This window comes from Tardiphaga sp. OK246 (assembly GCF_900188215.1).
Classification (GTDB): domain Bacteria; phylum Pseudomonadota; class Alphaproteobacteria; order Rhizobiales; family Xanthobacteraceae; genus Tardiphaga; species Tardiphaga robiniae.
On sequence record NZ_FZOX01000004.1, the window covers coordinates 156,488 to 176,475 of the forward strand.

Genomic DNA, 19,988 nt, shown 5'->3' on the forward strand with positions numbered 1-19,988 from the left:
CTTGGTGCGCGGATGCTTTTATGCGGCGATCCCGGTTTAAGGCCGGAGATCGCCGCGATCGGTATCATTGACGATCGCAGGGAATGCGCAAGCGGGAATTGCGCTGGAGAGGCGTCAGCTTTCTGCTGCAGGGGCCGCCGCGGGTGACTGTGCGCGTCTCGAGAACAGGATGCGCTGATACAGCCAGCCGATGGCTACCAGCACGAGGCCGAGGCACATGAAGGACAGCGCGCGATAGACGCCTGTCAGCGACGACATGTCGACTAGGAACGCTTTGAGGATCGTCAATGCGATGACCACGGCGGAGGCGAGCCGCGCGCGCTGCGAGTTGAACAGGATGCCGATGCCGAGCAGCACGACGCCAAAGCCCAGCCACGCGATCGACAGCGTATATTGCTCGGCATCGGTGATCGAAGCGTTGTAGAAAATCGGGCCGTGATAGATGCGGCGGATTTCCAGCGTCACATACATCAGGGCTAGCACCAGCGCGCCACCGGCGATGGTGTTGCCATAGGCCGGCTTGCGACGGCCGGCGACGGCATAGGACAGCAGCAGAGCGAGCACCGCGGGCAGAGCATAGCCGAGCAGCAGCAGGTTGAAGATTACGCCGCCGACATCGATACGCCAGATGCCGGGATTGGTGATGAACAGCAACCCGCCGAGACTTGCGACGCCGGCGAACAATGTCAGCAGCCCGGCACTGACGCTGTGCACGATGCTGCGGCTCCGCTCCCACAGGCGTTCCAGTCCGATTGCCATGGCCAGTGCGACGCAGACCTGCAGTGCGACCTCGGTGAGGCTTGAGGAGGACCGATAGACATCGCCGCCATTCACGAAGTGGCGGATCTCCATGAAGGCCAGCAACACTGTGAACAGAATCGCAGCGGATTCCACCATGCGCAGCGGCGCATCATCGCCGCGGCGGCGCATCAGGATGCTGGCGGCCCAGAACGATGCAGCGGGCACGCCGTAGCCCCATAGCAGCCAGTTGAAGATCGGCGTGGTGCCGACGAGATCTCCGACCACGCGCGGCTCCCAGCCCATCCGGGCGACGACAATGCCAGCGAGGATGGCTGCGAGCCAGCGCAGGAACGGGATCGGCCGCTGCATGGAGATCCAGGCGGTGCCGAGCGCCATCAGCGACAGGGCGATGGTGAGCCAGCCTTTCTCCAGTGCAAAGGTTAGCCCCAACGCCAGCGCGCCGAGTGTGCCGGTGGCGAACAGTGCGGTCGAGATCGCGAGACCCGGACGCTGTTCGCGCTTGCCGAGCAGTTCGGTGGCGGCTGCAAAGGCTGCGCCGATGACGATGGCGAGAATGGCGAAGGGGATCGAGCGGTCGAGATGCGCGATGCGGGCATAGAGCGCGATCAACAGCGCCAGCGGCGTGAACACGGCGGCGCCTGACCAGATCACCGGAATGACGGCACTGACGGAGCGGCCCTGTGCGAGAAAACCGAGTGCGCCGGAGCCAATGGCGAAGATGGCAGCGGACGCCAGATGCAACGACACCGAGCTTTCCACCGGGCTGGCGCCGATGCCCGCCAGTGGCCCGCCGGGCAGCACCAGCATGTCCAAATTGCCCTGGATGGCCCACTCCAGGAAGACCACGGCGACGAAGCCTGCGGCTACGGCAACCGCCGCGGTGGCCGCTTGTGCGTACCATGCGACGAACAGCGTGCCAGCGACGATCAGCGCGAAGGTCACCATGGCGATGTCGGCATGGAAGCTGGAGAGCACCACCAGCGTCGCGCTGAGCAGGCTCGCACTGAGCGCGCCCGACGAGATGCCTTCGATGCGGCCTTCTTCGGCCGGCGGACCATACAGGAAGCCGCAGACGACCAGCAGTGAGGCCAAGATGAAGCCGGCCAGGACATGGAACGCATGGGGCGCGAGTGCCGGTGTGCCGGCGTCGAGGCCCGGCAGGGTCCACAGCGTTGCGAAGACGATGGTGGTCAGCGCCAACCAGCGCCACAGGCGGATACGCGCGAGGCTGAAGGCAGCCGCCATGACGATGGCGAGATAGATATACAGCGCCCAGTAGTCCGGCTTGCCGGACGACACCAAAACCGGCGTGACGAAGGCGGCGGCAATGCCGAGGCCCGCGAGCGCCGGGCCGTGCAGCAATGCCGCGGCCATGGTGCACATGGCGACGATGCCGAGCAGGGCGAAGGCCGTGCCGGGGACGAGGAAGTTATACAGCGCATACGCCGCATAGACTGTGGCGAAGGCGACGGCAGTGCCGGCGGCCGTGAGGATCGCCGGAATATTGGCGATGGGCAGCGGTGCGATTGCCGAGAGGCTTTCCTTGCGGCGGGCGAATTCGCCGACGGCGAGCAGCGCCAGCGCGAACAACCCGCCGAGCAGCACGCGCACTCCGGGGCCGAGCAGGCCGGCCTCAATGGAATAGCGCACCATGAAGAAGCCGCCGAGTGCCAGCGTGAGGCCGCCGACCCAGACCACCCAGCGCGTGCCGATGCGTTCCTCGAAGCCGGGGCCAGCCGCAGGGGCTTCCACAGGCGCAGCGGGTTCGGGCGTAGTATGAGCAGGGACATCCGGCTGGATCGAGGGGGCAGCTTCGCGGGTCACCTCGGTTGGAGTCTCGGATACGGCAGGGGCGGATGCAATGTTCGGCGTGGTCGGTGTGAGGTCCGGCCTTGCGACGGCGGCCGGCGTTGCCGCCACGCGCGGCAGCGCCTCATAGGCGTCGACCCGGGCGCGCAGCACCTTCACTTCATTGCGCGCCTTGCGCGCGAAGATGAAGGCAACGATGGCAATCACTAGCGTGACGAAACCGAAATCATCGAACATCGACTATCAAACCTTCAGGAAGCAGGGCACACGCCAATCATGCCCCGGAACGGCGCCCGGGGACATGGCCATCGGTATGTGTTGTCGTGGAGAACTTTAGTTCACGCGCTGCGCGTAATTGCTGGAATTAATCCAGATCGAGGCGGAACGGCTTGCCGATCACGGTCAGATTGCCGGGGCCCATCTCGTCGAGCGCGCGGACCATGCGGCCGCCGCGGCCGAGCGCCTTGTCGGCAAGGGTCACGAGCAGGCGGTTGGGGGAGGCGATCGGCGAGGCCGCGCGGATGCGCAGCGCGATGTCGCGCTCGTCGCGGTCCGGATTGAGCATGCAGGCAGCGGCAAAGGCGCTGGCGGTGGAACGCGAGATGCCGGCATAGCAATGGATCACCAGCGGCGAGGCGCGATCCCAGCCACGGACGAAGTCCAGCACCTGCGTGATGTGGCCTTCGTTGGGCGCGACAAAGCCGTCCATCGCCTCGGTGATGTCGTCGACCTGCACCCTGAGATGATTGGCCTCGCTGATCGACGGCGGCCGCTGCACCTGCGCGACATTGGCCATGATGGTGAGCACGTGGCTCGCGGCCGTGTCCTTCACGGTGGGATGCAGATCGGCGAGCGAGCAGACGTGGATCATCGGGGAACCTTTTGTTGAGCGTCGTTATAACGCTCCGTTCTCTCCACGTCATGCCCGGGCATGACGGAGTTTACATTACGCCAGCAGCGCCTCAAACCTTGCCAGAAACCGCTTCTCAGCCTTCCCCGCCGACCACGGCGTCAGGTAATCTTCCACCATGGCTTCCGAGAGGCCGGGATCCTTGCCGAACAGACGCTTTGCCTCGGCTTCCTTGAAGCCTGCAAGGCGTGTGGCTTCCAGATAGGCGGCGCCCATATCGGCGGCCTTGATCTGTTTGGTGATCTCCGGTGTCAGCGCCGGCGGCAGGCCGAAGCGGATGTGGATGGCGCCGAGCAGGCGATTCTCGATCACCTTGTAGTCGCCGCCAATCACCGCCTTGAACGGCGAGATCATGTCGCCGATGACATATTCCGGCGCGTCATGCAGCAGGGCCGCGAGCCGCACGCGCTCGTCGGCGCGCGGCATCTGCTCGCGCAACACGGCCTCCACGAGGAGCGTGTGTTGCGCCACCGAGAAAATATGCGCGCCGTGGGTCTGCCCGTTCCAGCGCGCAACGCGCGCGAGCCCGTGGGCAATATCGGCAATTTCGATATCCAGCGGCGAGGGATCGAGCAGATCAAGCCGCCGGCCCGACAGCATGCGTTGCCAGGCGCGGGTGGCGACGTCGCGGGAAAATCTTTGGTCGAATTTCGATTTGGCCATCGGTTCTTGGTCTTGAGTTTCTTGTTGCTACTTCGCCTTGAGGCGCGGCTTGCGCTTCAGGCCCATGCAGGCCTCGTGGCAAAAGCAGGTCACGAGATGATCGTTGACCATGCCTGTGGCCTCCATAAAGGCATAGACGATGGTCGGGCCGACGAATTTGAAGCCGCGCCCCTGCAGGTCTTTCGAGATCTTGGCCGATAGCGGTGTCGAGGCAGGCACGCTGCCATGGGTCTTGAAATTGTTGACCAGCGGTTTGCCATCGACGAAGTCCCACAGATATTTCGAGAAGCCGGCGCCTTCTTCCATGATTTTCAGATAGCCTTTGGCGCTGAGGATCGCGCCTTCGATCTTGGCACGGTTGCGCACGATGCCGGCATCATTCATCAGCGCCTGAACTTTCTTCTCGCTGTAGCGCGCGATCTTCTCCGGCTGGAAATCATCGAATGCTTTGCGGAAATTGTCGCGCTTGCGCAGGATGGTGATCCAGGAGAGGCCGGCCTGGAAGCCATCGAGGATCAGCTTTTCATAGAGCGCGCGGTCGTCATATTCCGGGACGCCCCATTCAGTGTCGTGATAGGCGACATAGAATGGATCTTCACCGGGCCACGGGCAGCGCGTCTTGCCGTCGGCATGCGCGATCGCGGGTTTGCTCATGCCGAAATCTTCTTCATGCGGGGGTCTTCTTCGTGGCCAGTGCGCGCACCGCAGCGGCGTCGGCGAGATGAATGGCGATGTCGCCGGCTAGGAAAGCGGCATCGGCATCGAGCGCATCGCTGGCGCGGTCGGTGCGGATCATGGCGAGGCCACGGCCATCAGCAGACGAGCCCATGGTGCCGATCGGCTTGTCCGCAGCGCGGATTTCGGTGCCGGGGGCCGGCGCCGCGCCATCCAGCGTCACGCCGACAATGCGCGTGCGTGCGGTGCCGCGATGCTGCATGCGGGAGACGACCTCCTGGCCGATGTAACAGCCCTTGTCGAAATCGACGCCGGAGAGCTTGTCCATATTGGCTTCGTGCGGGAACGCATCGCCATATGCAAAGTCGGCGCCCCCCCGCGGCACACCGAGCCTGATGCGATGCGCCTCATAGGCCGACGCACCGACCAGTTCGGCCCCGACCAGCGCTGCCGTCTTTGCGGCGAGATCCGCCGGCACGAGGATGCGATAGCCGAGCTCCGCATTGCGCGGATCGGCGAAGGTCAGGTCCGGCTTCATGCCGGGCTCGCCATCCCACACCGCAAGCACGCCGAACGCGTCCGAGAGATTCTCTACCGTCACCTTGGCGCGCAGCTTGTAGAAGCCGAGCTTGGTGGCCAGCGGTTGTGCCAGTTCGCGCGGGCAGTCGATCAGGAGCCCGCCGCCATGGCCGGCCGGCGCTTCGGTGATGAGGAAGTCGGCGATGATCTTGCCCTGCGGCGTCAGCAGCGCGCCGAACCGCGCGGTGCCCGGCGTCAACACCTCGATCTCGGAGGTCACGAGGTTGTTGAGGAAACCGCGGGCGTCGTCGCCGGCGATTTTCACCACACCCCGATCGGGGAGAAACGCTGCTTTCATTGGGAAAATCTCGAAAAAATCCAATAAACGAGCCAGGAAACGAGGGTGAATCACGGCTGGCGGATATGACAGCCAAAGTTAAGCCGCTAAGATGCCGACAACAAGGCCCGCGCTCATCCTGCGCGGCATTCACAGGCTGTGACGAGACCAGATGACCCAGACATTCGATACGATTTTGAAGAACGGCACCGTCGTCAATCAGGACGGCGAGGGTGCGCGCGATATCGGCATTCGCAATGGCCGAATCGCCGCCATCGGATCGCTCGGCGCGGCCTCGGCCGCCGAAGTAATCGACTGCAAGGGGCTGCACATCCTGCCCGGCGTGATCGACACCCAGGTGCATTTCCGCGAGCCGGGCCTCGAGCAGAAGGAAGACCTGGAGACCGGATCACGCAGCGCCGTGATGGGCGGCGTCACCGGCGTGTTCGAAATGCCGAATACCAATCCGCTGACCATCGACGAAGCCACCTTCACCGACAAGGTGAAGCGCGGCCATCACCGCATGCATTGCGATTACGCCTTCTTCATCGGCGGGACCCGCGAGAACGTGCAGGATCTGCCGGAGCTCGAACGTGCGCCCGGCTGCGCCGGCGTGAAAGTATTCATCGGCTCATCGACCGGCGCGCTGCTGGTCGAGGACGACGACAGCCTCCGCCGCATCTTCCAGGTCATCAAGCGCCGCGCCGCCTTCCATGCCGAAGACGAATATCGCCTCAACGAGCGCAAGAACCTGCGCATCGAAGGCGACACCCGTTCGCACCCGGTGTGGCGTGACGAGACTGCGGCACTGATGGCGACGCAGCGGCTGGTCAACCTTGCGCGCGAGACCGGCAAGCGCATCCATGTGCTGCATATCTCGACGAAAGAAGAGATCGACTATTTGCGCGACCACAAGGACGTCGCGTCCTGCGAGGCGACGCCGCATCACCTGACCATGACGGCGCCGGAATGCTATGAGCGCCTCGGCACGCTGGCGCAGATGAACCCGCCGGTGCGCGATGCCAGCCATCGCGACGGCATCTGGAACGGCATCAGTCAGGGCATCATCGACGTGCTCGGCTCCGATCACGCCCCGCACACGCTTGAGGAAAAGAAGAAAGTCTATCCGGCGTCGCCCTCGGGAATGACCGGCGTGCAGACTCTGGTGCCGATCATGCTGGATCACGTCAATGCCGGCCGCTTGTCGCTGGCGCGCTTCGTCGATCTGTCGAGCGCCGGTCCGGCACGGCTGTACAACATCGCCATGAAAGGCCGCATCGCGGCGGGCTATGATGCCGACTTCACCATCGTGGATCTCAAGCGCACCGAGACCATCACCAATGACTGGGTAGCCTCGAAAGCCGGCTGGACGCCCTATGACGGTGTGAAGGTCACCGGCTGGCCCGTCGGCACCTTCGTGCGCGGCCGCCGCGTGATGTGGCAGGGCGAGCTGGTCACGCCGTCGCGGGGTGAGACGGTGAAATTCCTGGAGACGTTGAGGGCGTGATGGCGTGCGGCATTGCCGTATCGCTCAACTCTCCGCTGTCATCACCCGCGGAAGCGGGTGATCCAGTAAACGCCATCGGAGTGTGAAGCTGTGAAGCCAGTGTCTACTGGGTCGCCCGGTCAAGCCGGGCGATGACATTTGAGTCTGTTGAAGACGCCTGAGGATAACTGGTGCTTAGCCGTTACTGCCGTGCCAGTGTCAGCGAGAACTCGCCATTGCGCACGCGGCCCGGAAGACCCTCGACGAACTTCGCCACGGCGTCTTCGCCATAGGTGCCGACGAGCTCGGCAAAGGCTGCGAACAGGCTGGCCTGCGCGAGGCAATCGCCATCGACGCCGTCATGCCGTGCTTCCGCCCAGGCTTCGTTGAGATAGCTCAGCGCGGCCTGCTTCTGTTCCTGATCCGGTAGCGGATCGCGGGCGGGGCGGTACGACAATGATTCGCTCATGAAATTCCCAAAACGGTCTTCGGCGCTCATCAAAGCGAAGTGCGCCTCGCAAGTTCGAATCGAGATTTACCACGCGGAGCAGGTTCCGCGAGCGACATCTTTAAGAAAGGTTAACGACAGTGACTCACATTGTCCGACATTATGTTAACAGCGGGAACCGGCCATCTTGACCGGTTGAGGAAGCCTATGGACGCAAACAGTTTTTCGTCTTTCGCGAGTCCCGGCGACGCTGCGCGCGCAGCAGAGTTGCGCCGCGTCAAGGCGATCGCGGCGCTGGTGCTGGCGAGCTGTCTGGTGGTGTTCATAACGGCAAAAATCCTGCTGCCGATTCATCCCGCGTTCGGATTCGCTGCGGCCTTTGCAGAAGCGGCGACCATTGGCGGATTGGCGGACTGGTACGCCGTTGTCGCGCTGTTCCGTCGGCCGCTGGGTCTGCCGATTCCGCACACCGCGATCATCCAGGCGAATCAAAATCGCATCGCCGACAAGCTGGGTGAATTCATCGAGGTGCATTTCCTCGAAGCCGGGCCGGTCGAGGCCAAATTACGTGAGGTGGATTTTGCGAGTTTCGTTGCAGACTGGCTGAGCGACAAAAAGCGTAGCGCGGATCTCGCGCGTTTCTTGCTGCGGCTGTTGCCGGAGGCGATGTCGGCGACGGAAACGTCTGGTCTCAAAACCTTCATCACGCGCCGCGTGATGACCCAGCTGCAGTCGGTTGATCTCGCGCCCATCGCTGCCGGCACCATGCGCGGCTTCATCAGGGATGGTCGCCATCAGGGCCTGCTCGATAACCTGCTCGGCGCCATGCATGGCGCGCTGACCGAGCCGGACACGCTGGCTGTCATCAAGAACAAGATTCGCGACGAGCTGCCGACGTTGCTCAAACTCTATCGCGCCGATGCGTTCCTGCTGAAGCGCATCGTCGCGTCGGCCACGACCTTCTTTGACGATGTACGCAAGGATCCAGCGCATCCGTTCCGTGGTGAGTTCGACCGCATGCTGCTCTCCTTCGTCGATCGGCTGGAGACCGAGCCCGGCTTCACCGGCCGCATCGATGGGTTGAAGCGCGATCTGCTGGCGCGCCCCGAGCTTGCCGAACTTGGGCGTAATCTCTGGAACAATGCGCGCAGCTTCATCGAGCGCAGTGCATCGGGTGAAAGCAATGTACTGGCACATCATCTCGCCAATGTGTTCGTCGAGGCCGGCGCAGCGCTGCGCGCCGATGCCGAGATGCGCGGCGAGATCAACCAGGGCATCGTCGTGGTGCTGCGCACGTTCATCGCCGATCAGAAAAGCGGCGTGTCGGGTTTTATCGCCGACCAGGTGAAGGGCTGGGACATGCAGCAGCTGATCGGTGTCATCGAAGTCAATATAGGCCGCGATCTGCAATATATCCGCTTCAACGGTTCGCTGATCGGCGGGCTCGCCGGGCTGGCGCTCTACACGATCGAATATCTGTTGCGACTGCTGTGAGAGCAGTTCCGCATTGCGGAAGTGAGGCGCCGGAGGGGGTATCGGGATGCGCTTGAACTGCCACAAACCCGACCTTAACTTGAGTGAACTGATAGTTGCTTCGGTGCGTTGTGTGATTCCCTCCCTGTGAGGCTGCTTTCAAATCAATCGATATGACCGGCCAACGCGCCGGCGAGAGGAAATCAGATGTCGGCTACGGCCCAGGCGCAGCGTCCCCCATCGAAAACCCTGATGTTTCTTGAAGGCCGTGCGGTTCACGAATTCGGCGCCTTTCTCGGCGCGCTGCCGCTGCTGAATCTCGCGCCGCGAGGCGATGGTCATCCGGTACTGGTACTGCCGGGCCTTGTGGCCTCGGATGTTTCGACAGGCCCGCTCCGCACGTTTCTCAAGGGCCGCGGCTATGCCGTCAGCGGCTGGAAGCAGGGCCGCAATCTCGGTCTGCGCGACGGTGTGCAGGGCAGCATGGTCGAATTGCTGAAAGAGATGAACGAGACCCACGGCCGCAAGGTAAGTCTGGTCGGCTGGAGCCTCGGCGGCCTTTACGCGCGCCAGCTTGCCAAGATGATGCCGGACCGCGTCCGCTCGGTGATCACGCTGGGTAGCCCGTTTGCCGGCCATCCGAAATCCACCAATGCCTGGCGCGTCTATGAATTCGCCAGCGGCAAACGCGCCGATGACACCGACGACGATTTCGGTGGTTCGCTTGCCGATACGCCGCCGGTCCCGACCACCGCGATCTACAGCCGCACCGACGGCGTCTGTGCCTGGCAGGGCTGCATGGAGAAGCCGTCGGCGATGTCCGAGAGCATCGAGGTCGAGAGCAGCCATTGCGGGATGGGGCATCACCCCGCCGTCGTCTATGCAGTGGCGGAGCGTCTCGCGCAAAAGGAAGGCGCGTGGGCACCGTTCGATCGCTCTGGCTGGCGCAGCCTGGTCTATCCGGACCCTAACAGGTAAAGGCGCGTCAGCGACGCGCTTACTCTGCTGCTGTCGTCACGATCCTGATCTCAGATGTCAGTGTCCGGTGTACCGGGCACTTGTCAGCGATCTCCATGAGCTTTGCGCGCTGCTCCGCATCGAGCTTGCCGTCGATCGTGATGACGCGCTCAATCTGGTCCAGCATGCCGTCCTTGGTCTCGCATTCCTCGCAATCCCTGGCGTAGATCTTCTTGTGGTTCAGCGTCACCGTGACGTGGTCCATCGGCAATGCCTTGCGTTCGGCATAGAGCCGCATGGTCATCGCGGTGCAGGCGCCGAGCGCGCTGAGCAGCAGATCATACGGACCGGGTCCGGTGTCCTCGCCGCCGGCGGCGATCGGCTCGTCGGCGAGTATCTGATGCGGGCCGACAGTGATGACCTGCTGGAATTTGCTGGCGCGCGTCTCGCTCACCACCACCTTGCGCGGCTCTTCAGGCAGGCTCGCTACGGGCGTGACGGCGACCGCATTGAGATAGCGCCCGGCCCAGGCGGCGATGACATCGGCGACATAGATCGCGTCATGCTTTTGCGTGAGCAGATGATCGGCGCCGGCCAGCGAGACGAAGCTCTTGGGATGTTTGGCAGCGACGAAAATCTTCGTGGCGTTGTCGATGCCCACTGTGTCGTCGGTGGGCGCATGCATGATCAGCAGCGCCTTGTGCAGCCTGGTCACCTTTGTGATCAGATTGTGCTCGGCGATATCGTCGAGGAATTCACGCTTGATGCTGAACGGCCGGCCGGCGAGCTTGACCTCGACCTCGCCCTTTTCGCGGATCGCGTCGACATGTTCGGCGAACATGTCGGTGACATGCGCGGGATCGGAGGGCGCCGCGATGGTGACAACGGCCTTGGCTTCCGGCACCTGTTCAGCGGCGGCGAGGATCGCTGCGCCGCCGAGGCTGTGGCCGATCAGGATTGCCGGTGCCTGGCGTATTTCCCGCAAATGGTCGGCGGCCTTTACGAGATCGGCGATATTCGACGAGAACGTGCTATTGGCGAAATCGCCCTCGCTGGAGCCGAGGCCAGTGAAGTCGAAGCGCAGCACGGCGATGCCCTTGAGCGTCAGCGCCGCGGAGATGCGCCGCGCCGCGAGCACATCCTTGCCGCAAGTGAAGCAATGCGCGAACAGCGCATATGCATGGACAGCGCCATCGGGCAGGTCCAGCGCCGCCGCCAGCATATGGCCGGCCGCGCCGGGGAATTGAAAGCGTTCAGTTGGCACGGTGGGCTCCTGTCGTGACAGATGTCTCTTTCTACACCGATTCCACCCAATCAATCAGTGGTTACCCAACACCCGTGCGAGAATGAGGCCGAGCTGCTCTCTTCGCGCCGCGCCTCGGGTTGAACTTTAGTTCTGCGCGGCCGCTCGAGCACGCGCTTGCCGGCCTCCGATGTCGGTGCTAGATGTCGGGTCATCGTACAACTTTTGGGGTGCGCTGCCGCTACAAGCTGATGGACGCCGGGCCGGCACGCTCCTAGAATTGTGACAAGATCGACCCCGCAAAGGGGCGAACCAGAATAATGGCCAACGCGCCGCATCGGGAAATTCACAGGGAGGATTTCGTCCATGAAGAGAAGAGATGTCGTCAAAGGCGGACTGGCCGCGCTCGCGGTTGGCGCTACCGGTCTCGGGCGGTTCACGCCTGCGCAGGCGCAGGCCAAGATGGTCCTCAAGGCCTCTGACGTCCACCCGCTCGGCTATCCCACGGTCGAATCCGTGGTGCGCATGGGCAAGAAGCTGGATGCCGCGACCAGCGGCCGGCTCACCATCCAGATGTTTCCCTCCATGCAGCTTGGCGGCGAGAAGGAAGCCATCGAGCAGGCCCAGGTCGGCGCTCTGCAGATCGCGCGCATTTCCGTCGGCGCCGTCGGCCCCGTGGTCGATGACGTCAACGTCTTCAACATGCCGTTCGTGTTTCGCGATTCCAAGCACATGGAAGCGGTCCTCGATGGCGAGATCGGCACCGAGCTGCTGAACAAGATCACGGCCAATGAAAAAACCGGTCTGGTCGCGCTTGGCTGGATGAATGCCGGCTCGCGCAACATCTATAACAGCAAACGCCCGATCAAGACGCTCGCCGATCTCAAGGGTCTCAAGATCCGGATGATCGGTAATCCCTTGTTCATCGACACGATGAATGCGCTCGGCGGCAATGGCGTCGCCATGGGCTTCGATCAGGTGTTTAGCGCCATGCAGACCGGCGTCGTCGATGGGGCCGAGAACAACCTGCCATCCTTCGTGGCGCAGAACCACTTCCAGGTCGCCAAGTATTTCTCGATGACAGAGCATCTGATCATTCCGGAATTGCTGGTGTTCTCGAAGGCGTCATGGGCGAAGCTCACGCCGGACGATCAGGCGCTGCTGAAGAAATTCGGCCGCGAAGCGCAGCTCGAACAGCGCGTGCTCTGGTACGAGGCGGAGAAGACCGCGCTGGACAAGATGAAGGAAGTCGGCACCGACATCGTCACGTCCATCGACAAGCAGCCGTTCCGCGATGCCGTGAAGCCGGTGTGGGACAAATACGGCGCGAAATACGCCGAGATGACCAAGCGCATTGCTGCGGTGAGCTAGCGGCATGTTCTCAATGTGTCGTCCCCGCTTTCGCGGGGGCGACAGAATAGACCTGCGCTTCCGTCGCGTTACCTGAGGTCTTCATGTCTGACGTTGTTTCCAAACTGCCGGCTGCATCCAGTCATCACGCCGATACGGCCAGCCATGGTGCGGCTTACGCATTCCGCCGCGCCATGAACGCACTGTACTGGACCGGTGCCGTGTTTTCTTGCCTGGCGCTTGTGCTGATCTCCGCGATTATCCCTTGGGCTGTTTACACCCGCTACATTTTGAACAGCGCGGCGTCGTGGCCGGAGCCTCTGGCGGTGTTGCTGACGATAGCGGTGACTTTCATCGGCGCTGCCAACTGCTATCGTCAGCGCATCCACATGAACATGACGGTAGGTACCAACCTGCTGCCGCCTCACGCGCGTGTCGTAGCTGCTTTCATCAGCGAGTTGCTGATGGCTGCGGTGGCACTGTTCATGGTGATCTGGGGCATGAAGCTGGTGATGACCACCTGGGGCAATTCGGTGGATGAATTTCCCTGGTTGTCTGTCGGGATCACCTACATGCCGATCCCCGTTTCCGGCGCGATGATGTTTCTCTTTGTCGTCGAACGCCTGACCATCGGTCCGCCGCCGCAGGATGGCAGCGACGCACATATACCTCTCGACTAGTTTCGCCGATCAGCTCCAGCCAGAACAAAGAAAATCCGACATGGACATCGCCGTTCTTCTGCTCAGCATGTGTCTGTTCTTCGCCGTCGGCATGCCGATCGCCTTCGCGCTGGCGCTTTCGGCGCTGGTCGGTGCACTGTGGATCGATCTGCCCGTTGCAGCCGTGATGCAGCAACTCTCCAGCGGCGTCGGCAAGGTGTCGATGCTGACTGTGCCGTTCTTCGTGCTGGCCGGCGCCATCATGGCAGAAGGCGGCATGGCGCGCAGGCTGGTGGATTTTGCAGCCGTCGTGGTCGGCTTCACGCGTATCCGCGGCGGCCTATCCCAGGTCAATATTCTGGCTACGACTATCATGTCCGGGATTTCCGGCTCGTCGGTCGCAGATACGTCGGCGATTGGCTCGGTGATGATCCCGCAGATGGCGGCGAAGGGTTATCCACGGGTGTTCGCCACCAATGTGACGATCTCCGCCTCGGTCCAGGCGATCCTGGTGCCGCCGAGCCACAATGCGGTGATCTATTCGCTGGCGACCGGCGGCGTGGTCTCGATCACCAGCCTGTTCCTGGCAGGCATCGTGCCCGGCCTACTGCTTGGCTTCGCAATCATGCTGTTGTGTCTCTACTTTGCCTATCGCGATGGTCATCCGAAGGGCGAGCCGGTGCCAGTGAAGCAGGCGCTGAAGATGCTGGGGGATGCCACCTGGGGCATCGTCACGCTGGTGATTGTGCTCGGCGGCATTCTCACCGGCGTGTTCACGCCGATCGAGGCTGGCGCTGTGGCGTGCGTCTGGGCCTTCTTCGTCACGATGTTTATCTATCGCGACTATAAATGGTCCGAGCTGCCGATGCTGACCTACCGGACGCTCCAGACGGTGGCGATGGTGCTGACGCTGGTCGCGACCGCGTCATGCTTCGGCTATGTCGCTGCGATGATGCGGATGCCGGCGCATATGACGGAGTTCTTCGTCGCCATCTCGTCGAACAAATACGTGCTGCTGATGTGGCTCAATATCATGCTGCTGATCCTCGGCACGGCGCTCGATCTCGCGCCGCTGCTGCTGATCTGCACGCCGATCCTGCTGCCGGTGGTGAAGAGTTTCGGGATCGACCCCGTGCATTTTGGCATCGTGATGCTGCTCAATCTCGGCATCGGTCTGCTGACGCCGCCGGTCGGTACCACGCTGTTCGTCGGCTGCGCCATCGGCAAGGTCTCGGTGGACGAGGTGATGCGCGGGATCTGGCCGTTTTACTGGGTGATGTTCGCGGTCTTGATGCTGGTGACTTACGTACCGTGGTTCTCGATGGCGCTGCCGCACGCGTTCGGCTTCAGGTGAGCTACTGGACCGGATCGACTGACAACTGCTTGTAGCGTTCCTTGCCGTTCAGCAAATGCCGGCGCATCGCATCGCGAGCCTTGCGCGGCGAACGGGCGCTGATCGCATTGACGATGACTTGATGCTCCTTCTCGATGCTCTCGAGATAGCGCTTCTGCAATTCGACTTTGCCATCGAAGGTGCGGATGCTCTGGCGCGGGATGATAAGACCGCCAAGGAATTCCAGAAAACCGACAAAGCGCGCATTCTGCGTGGCGACAGCAATGGCGAAGTGGAAGTCAAAGTCCTCCTTCACCGCACGGTCGCCATTGGCGATGGCGCGGCTGAAGGTAGCCGCGGCCTTGGCAATGGCTCGGATCTGGGCAGCGGTGGCGCGCTCGCTGGCTATAGCCGCGGCCTCCATCTCGACGGCCGTGCGCAGTTCAAGAATTTCGATCACGCTGCCAAGCGAGCCCAGGCCGTCGGGGTCGATGGCATAAGGCTGCTGATCGGGCTCGCTGTTGACGAAGGCACCGGCGCCTTGCCGGGTGGTTACAAGACCCCGGGCGCGGAGTGCCGCGATCGCCTCGCGAACGACCGTGCGGCTGACGCCCATGGCCGCCATCATGGCCTGCTCGGTCGGTAGGCGCGCGCCTGCGGGCAAGCGGCCTTCGATGATCTGGGCAGCGATGCGCTCGACGACTTCCTCAGTACGGCGGCGCACGGGATTGAGCGGTCGCAGCAAAGGCGTGCCTGCGGCCCCATTGGTTGTCTTGCGCTTGGTGCGTGGCTTAGCTTGTCCGGTCATCGTACAACCGGGCTATCATCGCCGATGTCGCTGCGCAAGCTTGCGGCACGCGTCATTGCGCTGCACGCTTTTACATTGTTTCGAGTTCGGGGAGCTTGAGATCGCATTCGACCCAGGCGCCGTTAATGGTGAAGCGCTGGAACGGCGAGTTGGGCACCGGAGCCTGCAATGGGGCGAGGAACTGCGCGTCGGCGGGGCTGCGGAGGTGAAACTGGATATGGCTGGCGGAAAGGGCGTTGCGCGACAGCCAGATCATGCCGGAAAACAGCTCGATCAGCAGTTGTCCGTATTTATCGAGACCGGCACTCCCGAAGTCGTAGGTCGGCGACACGGTCATGAAACGGCAACGCAGCACGGGACCTTCGAATTTGGGCATCAGAAGTTTGCTGACCTGACAGAAGGCCTGCGGAACGGTGCCGTCGTAGAGACCGTACAACCCACCCTTGCCGCCCTGCATGACAGGGTCCAGCGCCGCGAAAATACCCTGGGTGTAAGTGGAGAAGTCTTCCTCGGCTGCCTCGGCAGCCTTCCGCCACTGCGACTTCAGTGAAGCCCAGCTTCTGTCGGCGTCGGTGATCGGCACGAGCCGCATCTCGAGGTCCCCCCGCCGATTTACACACGGCCGGATGCAACCCTAGCTATATACCCTCAAGATTTTGATAACGCGGGAACTTGGCGCCAGCGGCGTTTGCGCGCCAGCGGACGTCTACAGAGCGCGTTCAGGCGCCAGCGGACTGTAGTCCGGCTGCAGCTGCGGCCACGATCGACGCCACGACCTGCTTCCAGCTCTTCGACGACTGCGGGCGATGAGACGAGGCTTTGAAGCGCATGGTCTTGTCCGGTTTGGCCGCACATATTGCTGCGCAGCCGAGCGTCCTCAGGGACGACACCCGGAAAATCGTGCCTTGCGTGGGGGAAGTCGATCCCCCGGCAAAAATAGCAATACCCGCGCTGCTCTCGTGCCGGACGGCGGTTGGCTTGTTCTCTACCGGCAATGAACGGCAGTGAATTATTCTCGCTGCCTCAACCCATCGCGGGAGCTTGCTCCTGCACTGCCGCCGGCTCCTGGCAAACATCGACCCAACTGGCCCCGGTCAGTTCGGCCATCCGTGCCGGGGACATCCGCACCGAACTGTTGACCGAGCCCGCCGCCGGCCACACCTCGGCGAATTCCCTCAGCGACACGTCGCAGTAGACTTGTAATGGCGTTGCCAGGCCGAACGGGCAGACGCCGCCGAACCGGATGGCCGGTGAGGGCAACGACCTCGTCGGCCCCCAGCATGCGGGGCTTGCCGCCAAGTGCATCGCGTGCCTTCTTATTGTCGAGCCGCGCTGTACCCTTGGTCACCACCAGCACCACCCGGTCGCCGACCCGTACCGACAGCGTCTTGGCGATTTGGCCGGGTTCGACGCCCAATGCCTCGGCGGCGAGAAGGACCGTGGCCGAGCTTTTGTCGGTGACGGTGACGGATAATTCGGGGGCGTTGGCGGTGAGAAAGGCGCGGACGGACTCAAGGCTCATGATGCGGTCTCGGTGACATACCGCCACGCCCTCTCACATGTCGCCGACAAAGTGAAGTCACATCCGTGCATTGGGGAACTGGGGCGGCGCTGCCGCGCCATTCCCTCACGCCGGTTTTGACCTTATACGGGCTCTTGTCCGGCTGACCGTGCCGGGCGATGTTCTGGAGCCTACCCCTCGATGCTGCCGGCCTATGTGATCCATGCCAAGTCGTTGCCCGAGCGCACGGAGCATATCCAGCGTGAGCTCGACCGTGCGGGCATCAAGTTCGAGTGGGTGCTGGATTTCGATGCCGACGAGATCACCTCCGATGTCGATCGGGCTTATTTCGCCGAAGGCGCCGATCTCACGCTGCGGCAGAAATCCTGCGCGCTGAAACATGTCGTCGCCATGCAGCGCATCCGCGAGCGCGGCCAGGATCTGGCGCTGATCTTCGAGGATGACGCATTGCTGGTGCCGGATTTCTGCGACCAGTTGAAGCGCGTGCTCGATGAAGCTGAAAAGTGGCCGCGGCCGCGAATTCTGCATCTTGGCGCCGCGACCAATTTTTACACCCCGGCGTCGGAGTTGCGCCCGGGGCAGATCGTCTATCCCGGCAATCGCGTGCGCAATATGGAAGCCTATGTCCTGGGCGCGCCGGAGGCCTCGGCGCGACTTGACTGGATCGCGCGGCATCCCATGCACGAGCCTATCGACATCGCCTTTAACACCGGCGATCCTGCCATGGGCATCCCGTTCCTGTGGCCGGAACCGCCGCTGGCCGAGCAAGGCTCGCTTAATGGCGTGTTCAAGAGCTCGCTTGATCGCAAAGGGCATGCGCAATTGCAGCTGCGCATACAGTTTGCCGTGCAGAAATTCAGGCGGCGTTATTTGAAGCGGTGGTTGAAGCTGAAGTAGTTGGCGGCTTCCGGCCGGTCATTCCGGATGGAGCATTGCGCACCAGTGCGCCGAGCAATCCCACTGCCAGACAGTACAGCATCCCCTGCGTCACCGCCGAGATGTGGCTGTTGAATAAAGAGCCAATCACGTTCTGCAACACGACGGCCTGGCCGAGGATGCTTGCATAATCGCGCGCGAGAAAAAGTCGTGCATGCGCGATCCACATGGCCCACAGCAGCAGCCCGCCGATCAGGCCGACCTGCAGCACGGTATGAAGCGTTTGATTGTGCGGATCGGGCGTGGCCTGGCCATAGGGCGACGGCTTCGTCGCCTCCATGCTCTGATACAGCGGCTTGATGCTCCCGGTGCCGTGACCGGCGATGGGCGAGGCCTTCACGAAGCCGACTGCCTTGCTCCAGAAATCCAGCCGCGATGCAGTCGAGATTGTTTCGCCGCCTGCGGTCTGGCCGCTATTGGCGTTGATGTCCGAGTTGATCTCTGCGATCCGGCGCTGGGCTTGTGGCGAGGTCAGCAGTGCGATGCCGATTACGATCATGGCTGCGACCGCGACCATGGCGGAGCGTCGCCAGCCGCCGGCATGGATGACGAATAAACCGAGTAATGCGGTGGCCATGATTGCGCCGGTCTTCGACACATAGATCAGGAAAATGTCGGCAAAGAACAGAAGCGCGAGCACGATCATCGCGATGGCGCGGCGGGTGTCCTGCACCCAGATGCGCATCGCGCCGATCGCCAGAGCGAAGGCACAAAGCGCGAAGCAGCCGGATTGAACCGCGTTGTCCTTGAAGGGCACGCCGGGCGCCTTGAACCAGCCCCACGGTCCCGTGGGCCACAGGAACGCAGCCCATGACAGGGCGAGAAGACATATACAGGCGGCAAGAAAGCCATAAGCGATGTGTAACGCTTGTTTCGGCGTAAATACCGTTGCCATCACCAATGGGATCAGCAGCAGCTTGGCGTAGGGACCAACCCATCTGATCGCGCCGCTGAGCGGCTGCATCGACCAGAGCACGCCGACTAGGATCAGTGCGAACAGCGCGACCGGCAGATAGGCCGCCGGCTTCCGCAACGCGGCGATGAAACGATCGCGGTCGAGTGTCAGCAGCGCGAGCACTGCAAAGATCGACACCGCGATAGCCTGACCGCTGGTTGAGAACGGCAGCGAGAAGCCGGTGGCAATGGCAGCGATCTGCCGGGCATCCGAAAGTTTGCGCGGCAGATCGTTGTTCGTCATATGCCCAGGAGTTTCCGTGCGTTGTTCTTCAGGACCTTCGGACGCACCTCGTCGCGAATGTCGAGCTTGGCGAAATCGGCCATCCAGCGATCCGGCATGATCACCGGCCAGTCGGAGCCGAACAGCATCTTATCCTGCAGGATCGAATTGATGTAGCGCACCAGGATCGGCGGGAAGTATTTCGGCGACCAGCCGGACAGGTCGATATACACGTTGGGCTTGTGGGTCGCGACCGACAGCGCCTCTTCCTGCCAGGGGAAGGAGGGATGCGCCAGAATGATCTTCATGTCGGGAAAGTCGACCGCAACGTCGTCCATATACATCGGGTTGGAATATTTCAGCCGCATCCCCATGCCGCCTGGCATGCCGGAGCCGACGCCTGTCTGGCCGGTGTGGAACAGCGCGATAGCGCCGCCTTCCTGGATCGCCTCATAGAGCGGATAGGCCATGCGGTCGTTGGCGTAGAAGCCCTGCATGGTCGGATGGAACTTGAAACCCTTCACACCGTATTCGGAGATCAGCTTGCGTGCCTCGCGCACGCCGAGCTTGCCCTTGTGCGGATCGATCGACGCGAACGGGATCAGCACGTCGGCGTTCTCTTTGGCGATCTCCAGCATCTCGTAGTTGTTGTAGCGGCGGAAACCGGTCTCGCGCTCGGCGTCGACCGGGAAGATCACCGCGGCAATCTTCTTGTCGCGGTAATAGGCGGCTGTTTCCTGCACTGTCGGCGGATGCTTGTGCGGCGACTTGAAATACTCGGCCATGCGGGCCTGGAAATCATCATAGCCGTCGTCGGCGTGGCAGCCGCAGGGCTCTTCCGCATGGGTGTGGATGTCGATGGCGACCAGGTCGTCCGGATTGAGCAATTTCATGTCCCGCGTCTCCCGCATTTTCATCATT

At 62.5% G+C, this 19,988-nt stretch carries 18 protein-coding genes and 1 pseudogene; 7 read left to right on the plus strand and 12 right to left on the minus strand.

Translation table 11 applies throughout. The annotated features are described in order from the left end of the window. Positions 1-114: 114 nt before the first annotated feature. The 5 genes from CHC01_RS19090 to ygfZ all read right to left on the minus strand — a co-directional run bounded on the left by CHC01_RS19090 (position 115) and on the right by ygfZ (position 5,696). On the minus strand, positions 115-2,808 hold the full coding sequence (locus CHC01_RS19090) for a DUF2339 domain-containing protein (protein WP_089265849.1): 2,694 nt from the start codon (positions 2,806-2,808) through the stop codon (positions 115-117). A 127-nt stretch (positions 2,809-2,935) separates the two neighbouring features. After that, the gene (locus CHC01_RS19095; RefSeq protein ID WP_089265850.1) at positions 2,936-3,442 is read right to left on the minus strand and encodes a tyrosine phosphatase family protein; all 507 of its coding nucleotides are present in this window, start codon (positions 3,440-3,442) and stop codon (positions 2,936-2,938) included. Between the two features lie 75 nt (positions 3,443-3,517). Next, positions 3,518-4,144: a YfbR-like 5'-deoxynucleotidase gene (locus tag CHC01_RS19100; RefSeq protein ID WP_089265851.1), complete on the minus strand. Its 627-nt coding sequence runs from the start codon at positions 4,142-4,144 to the stop codon at positions 3,518-3,520. Positions 4,145-4,171: 27 nt separating this feature from the next. Beyond that, positions 4,172-4,798 (minus strand): DNA-3-methyladenine glycosylase I, encoded by a 627-nt coding sequence (locus CHC01_RS19105; protein ID WP_089265852.1) that lies wholly within the window; start codon positions 4,796-4,798, stop codon positions 4,172-4,174. A gap of 13 nt (positions 4,799-4,811) precedes the next feature. Then, complete coding sequence (gene ygfZ, locus CHC01_RS19110; RefSeq protein ID WP_089265853.1) at positions 4,812-5,696, minus strand: CAF17-like 4Fe-4S cluster assembly/insertion protein YgfZ; 885 nt, start codon at positions 5,694-5,696, stop codon at positions 4,812-4,814. A 151-nt stretch (positions 5,697-5,847) separates the two neighbouring features. Here ygfZ and CHC01_RS19115 point away from each other — a divergent pair, with 151 nt between their 5' ends. Continuing rightward, the gene (locus tag CHC01_RS19115) at positions 5,848-7,182 is read left to right on the plus strand and encodes a dihydroorotase (RefSeq protein WP_089265854.1); all 1,335 of its coding nucleotides are present in this window, start codon (positions 5,848-5,850) and stop codon (positions 7,180-7,182) included. 181 nt (positions 7,183-7,363) lie between these two features. Here the strand turns inward: CHC01_RS19115 and CHC01_RS19120 are convergent, their stop codons facing one another. Next, a complete protein-coding gene (locus tag CHC01_RS19120; protein WP_068730348.1) occupies positions 7,364-7,630 on the minus strand; it encodes a hypothetical protein in 267 nt (88 codons plus the stop codon). Positions 7,631-7,816: 186 nt separating this feature from the next. On the opposite strand from CHC01_RS19120, the gene CHC01_RS19125 reads away from it, so the two are divergent. Then, positions 7,817-9,103: a DUF445 domain-containing protein gene (locus CHC01_RS19125; protein WP_089265855.1), complete on the plus strand. Its 1,287-nt coding sequence runs from the start codon at positions 7,817-7,819 to the stop codon at positions 9,101-9,103. Positions 9,104-9,289: 186 nt separating this feature from the next. Continuing rightward, on the plus strand, positions 9,290-10,060 hold the full coding sequence (locus CHC01_RS19130; RefSeq protein ID WP_089265856.1) for an esterase/lipase family protein: 771 nt from the start codon (positions 9,290-9,292) through the stop codon (positions 10,058-10,060). A 19-nt stretch (positions 10,061-10,079) separates the two neighbouring features. Here CHC01_RS19130 and CHC01_RS19135 read toward each other — a convergent pair whose 3' ends face one another. Beyond that, positions 10,080-11,303 (minus strand): bifunctional alpha/beta hydrolase/OsmC family protein, encoded by a 1,224-nt coding sequence (locus CHC01_RS19135; protein WP_089265857.1) that lies wholly within the window; start codon positions 11,301-11,303, stop codon positions 10,080-10,082. A gap of 345 nt (positions 11,304-11,648) precedes the next feature. Between CHC01_RS19135 and CHC01_RS19140 the strand changes: the two genes are divergently transcribed. The 3 genes from CHC01_RS19140 (at position 11,649) to CHC01_RS19150 (ending at position 14,645) form a co-directional block, all read left to right on the plus strand. After that, positions 11,649-12,653 carry a TRAP transporter substrate-binding protein gene (locus CHC01_RS19140; RefSeq protein WP_089265858.1) on the plus strand — a complete coding sequence of 335 codons (1,005 nt, stop codon included), beginning with the start codon at positions 11,649-11,651 and terminating at the stop codon, positions 12,651-12,653. A gap of 83 nt (positions 12,654-12,736) precedes the next feature. Next, on the plus strand, positions 12,737-13,312 hold the full coding sequence (locus tag CHC01_RS19145; RefSeq protein WP_089265859.1) for a TRAP transporter small permease: 576 nt from the start codon (positions 12,737-12,739) through the stop codon (positions 13,310-13,312). Positions 13,313-13,352: 40 nt separating this feature from the next. Beyond that, positions 13,353-14,645, plus strand: coding sequence for a TRAP transporter large permease (locus CHC01_RS19150; RefSeq protein WP_089265860.1), 1,293 nt, complete (start codon positions 13,353-13,355; stop codon positions 14,643-14,645). A 1-nt stretch (position 14,646) separates the two neighbouring features. On the opposite strand, the gene CHC01_RS19155 is transcribed toward CHC01_RS19150, so the two are convergent. From CHC01_RS19155 to CHC01_RS19165, 3 genes and pseudogenes are all read right to left on the minus strand, one after another. Next, the gene (locus CHC01_RS19155) at positions 14,647-15,432 is read right to left on the minus strand and encodes a FadR/GntR family transcriptional regulator (protein ID WP_089265861.1); all 786 of its coding nucleotides are present in this window, start codon (positions 15,430-15,432) and stop codon (positions 14,647-14,649) included. A gap of 70 nt (positions 15,433-15,502) precedes the next feature. Beyond that, entirely contained in the window at positions 15,503-16,024 is a 522-nt protein-coding gene (locus CHC01_RS19160) for a hypothetical protein (RefSeq protein ID WP_089265862.1), read from the minus strand. 431 nt (positions 16,025-16,455) lie between these two features. Then, positions 16,456-16,954 (minus strand): annotated as a pseudogene (locus tag CHC01_RS19165) (YbaK/EbsC family protein). A gap of 180 nt (positions 16,955-17,134) precedes the next feature. Here CHC01_RS19165 and CHC01_RS19170 point away from each other — a divergent pair. Continuing rightward, positions 17,135-17,851 (plus strand): glycosyltransferase family 25 protein, encoded by a 717-nt coding sequence (locus CHC01_RS19170; RefSeq protein ID WP_089265863.1) that lies wholly within the window; start codon positions 17,135-17,137, stop codon positions 17,849-17,851. Here CHC01_RS19170 and CHC01_RS19175 read toward each other — a convergent pair. Both CHC01_RS19175 and CHC01_RS19180 read right to left on the minus strand, forming a co-directional pair. After that, the gene (locus CHC01_RS19175; protein WP_089265864.1) at positions 17,811-19,088 is read right to left on the minus strand and encodes an O-antigen ligase family protein; all 1,278 of its coding nucleotides are present in this window, start codon (positions 19,086-19,088) and stop codon (positions 17,811-17,813) included. The genes CHC01_RS19170 and CHC01_RS19175 overlap by 41 nt on opposite strands. After that, the gene (locus CHC01_RS19180) at positions 19,085-19,960 is read right to left on the minus strand and encodes an amidohydrolase family protein (RefSeq protein WP_089265865.1); all 876 of its coding nucleotides are present in this window, start codon (positions 19,958-19,960) and stop codon (positions 19,085-19,087) included. Before CHC01_RS19180 ends, CHC01_RS19175 begins: the two co-directional genes overlap by 4 nt. Between the last annotated feature and the right edge of the window lie 28 nt (positions 19,961-19,988).

Bases quoted from the DNA above. Each gene is read 5' to 3' on its own strand.
- CHC01_RS19160 (WP_089265862.1), bottom strand. From the start codon at position 16,024: ATGCGGCTCGTGCCGATCACCGACGCCGACAGAAGCTGGGCTTCACTG.
- CHC01_RS19130 (WP_089265856.1), top strand. From the start codon at position 9,290: ATGTCGGCTACGGCCCAGGCGCAGCGTCCCCCATCGAAAACCCTGATG.
- CHC01_RS19120 (WP_068730348.1), bottom strand. From the start codon at position 7,630: ATGAGCGAATCATTGTCGTACCGCCCCGCCCGCGATCCGCTACCGGAT.
- CHC01_RS19115 (WP_089265854.1), top strand. From the start codon at position 5,848: ATGACCCAGACATTCGATACGATTTTGAAGAACGGCACCGTCGTCAAT.
- CHC01_RS19175 (WP_089265864.1), bottom strand. From the start codon at position 19,088: ATGACGAACAACGATCTGCCGCGCAAACTTTCGGATGCCCGGCAGATC.
- CHC01_RS19170 (WP_089265863.1), top strand. From the start codon at position 17,135: ATGCTGCCGGCCTATGTGATCCATGCCAAGTCGTTGCCCGAGCGCACG.
- ygfZ (WP_089265853.1), bottom strand. From the start codon at position 5,696: ATGAAAGCAGCGTTTCTCCCCGATCGGGGTGTGGTGAAAATCGCCGGC.
- CHC01_RS19150 (WP_089265860.1), top strand. From the start codon at position 13,353: ATGGACATCGCCGTTCTTCTGCTCAGCATGTGTCTGTTCTTCGCCGTC.
- CHC01_RS19095 (WP_089265850.1), bottom strand. From the start codon at position 3,442: ATGATCCACGTCTGCTCGCTCGCCGATCTGCATCCCACCGTGAAGGAC.
- CHC01_RS19180 (WP_089265865.1), bottom strand. From the start codon at position 19,960: ATGAAATTGCTCAATCCGGACGACCTGGTCGCCATCGACATCCACACC.
- CHC01_RS19100 (WP_089265851.1), bottom strand. From the start codon at position 4,144: ATGGCCAAATCGAAATTCGACCAAAGATTTTCCCGCGACGTCGCCACC.
- CHC01_RS19145 (WP_089265859.1), top strand. From the start codon at position 12,737: ATGTCTGACGTTGTTTCCAAACTGCCGGCTGCATCCAGTCATCACGCC.
- CHC01_RS19090 (WP_089265849.1), bottom strand. From the start codon at position 2,808: ATGTTCGATGATTTCGGTTTCGTCACGCTAGTGATTGCCATCGTTGCC.
- CHC01_RS19125 (WP_089265855.1), top strand. From the start codon at position 7,817: ATGGACGCAAACAGTTTTTCGTCTTTCGCGAGTCCCGGCGACGCTGCG.
- CHC01_RS19105 (WP_089265852.1), bottom strand. From the start codon at position 4,798: ATGAGCAAACCCGCGATCGCGCATGCCGACGGCAAGACGCGCTGCCCG.
- CHC01_RS19140 (WP_089265858.1), top strand. From the start codon at position 11,649: ATGAAGAGAAGAGATGTCGTCAAAGGCGGACTGGCCGCGCTCGCGGTT.
- CHC01_RS19155 (WP_089265861.1), bottom strand. From the start codon at position 15,432: ATGACCGGACAAGCTAAGCCACGCACCAAGCGCAAGACAACCAATGGG.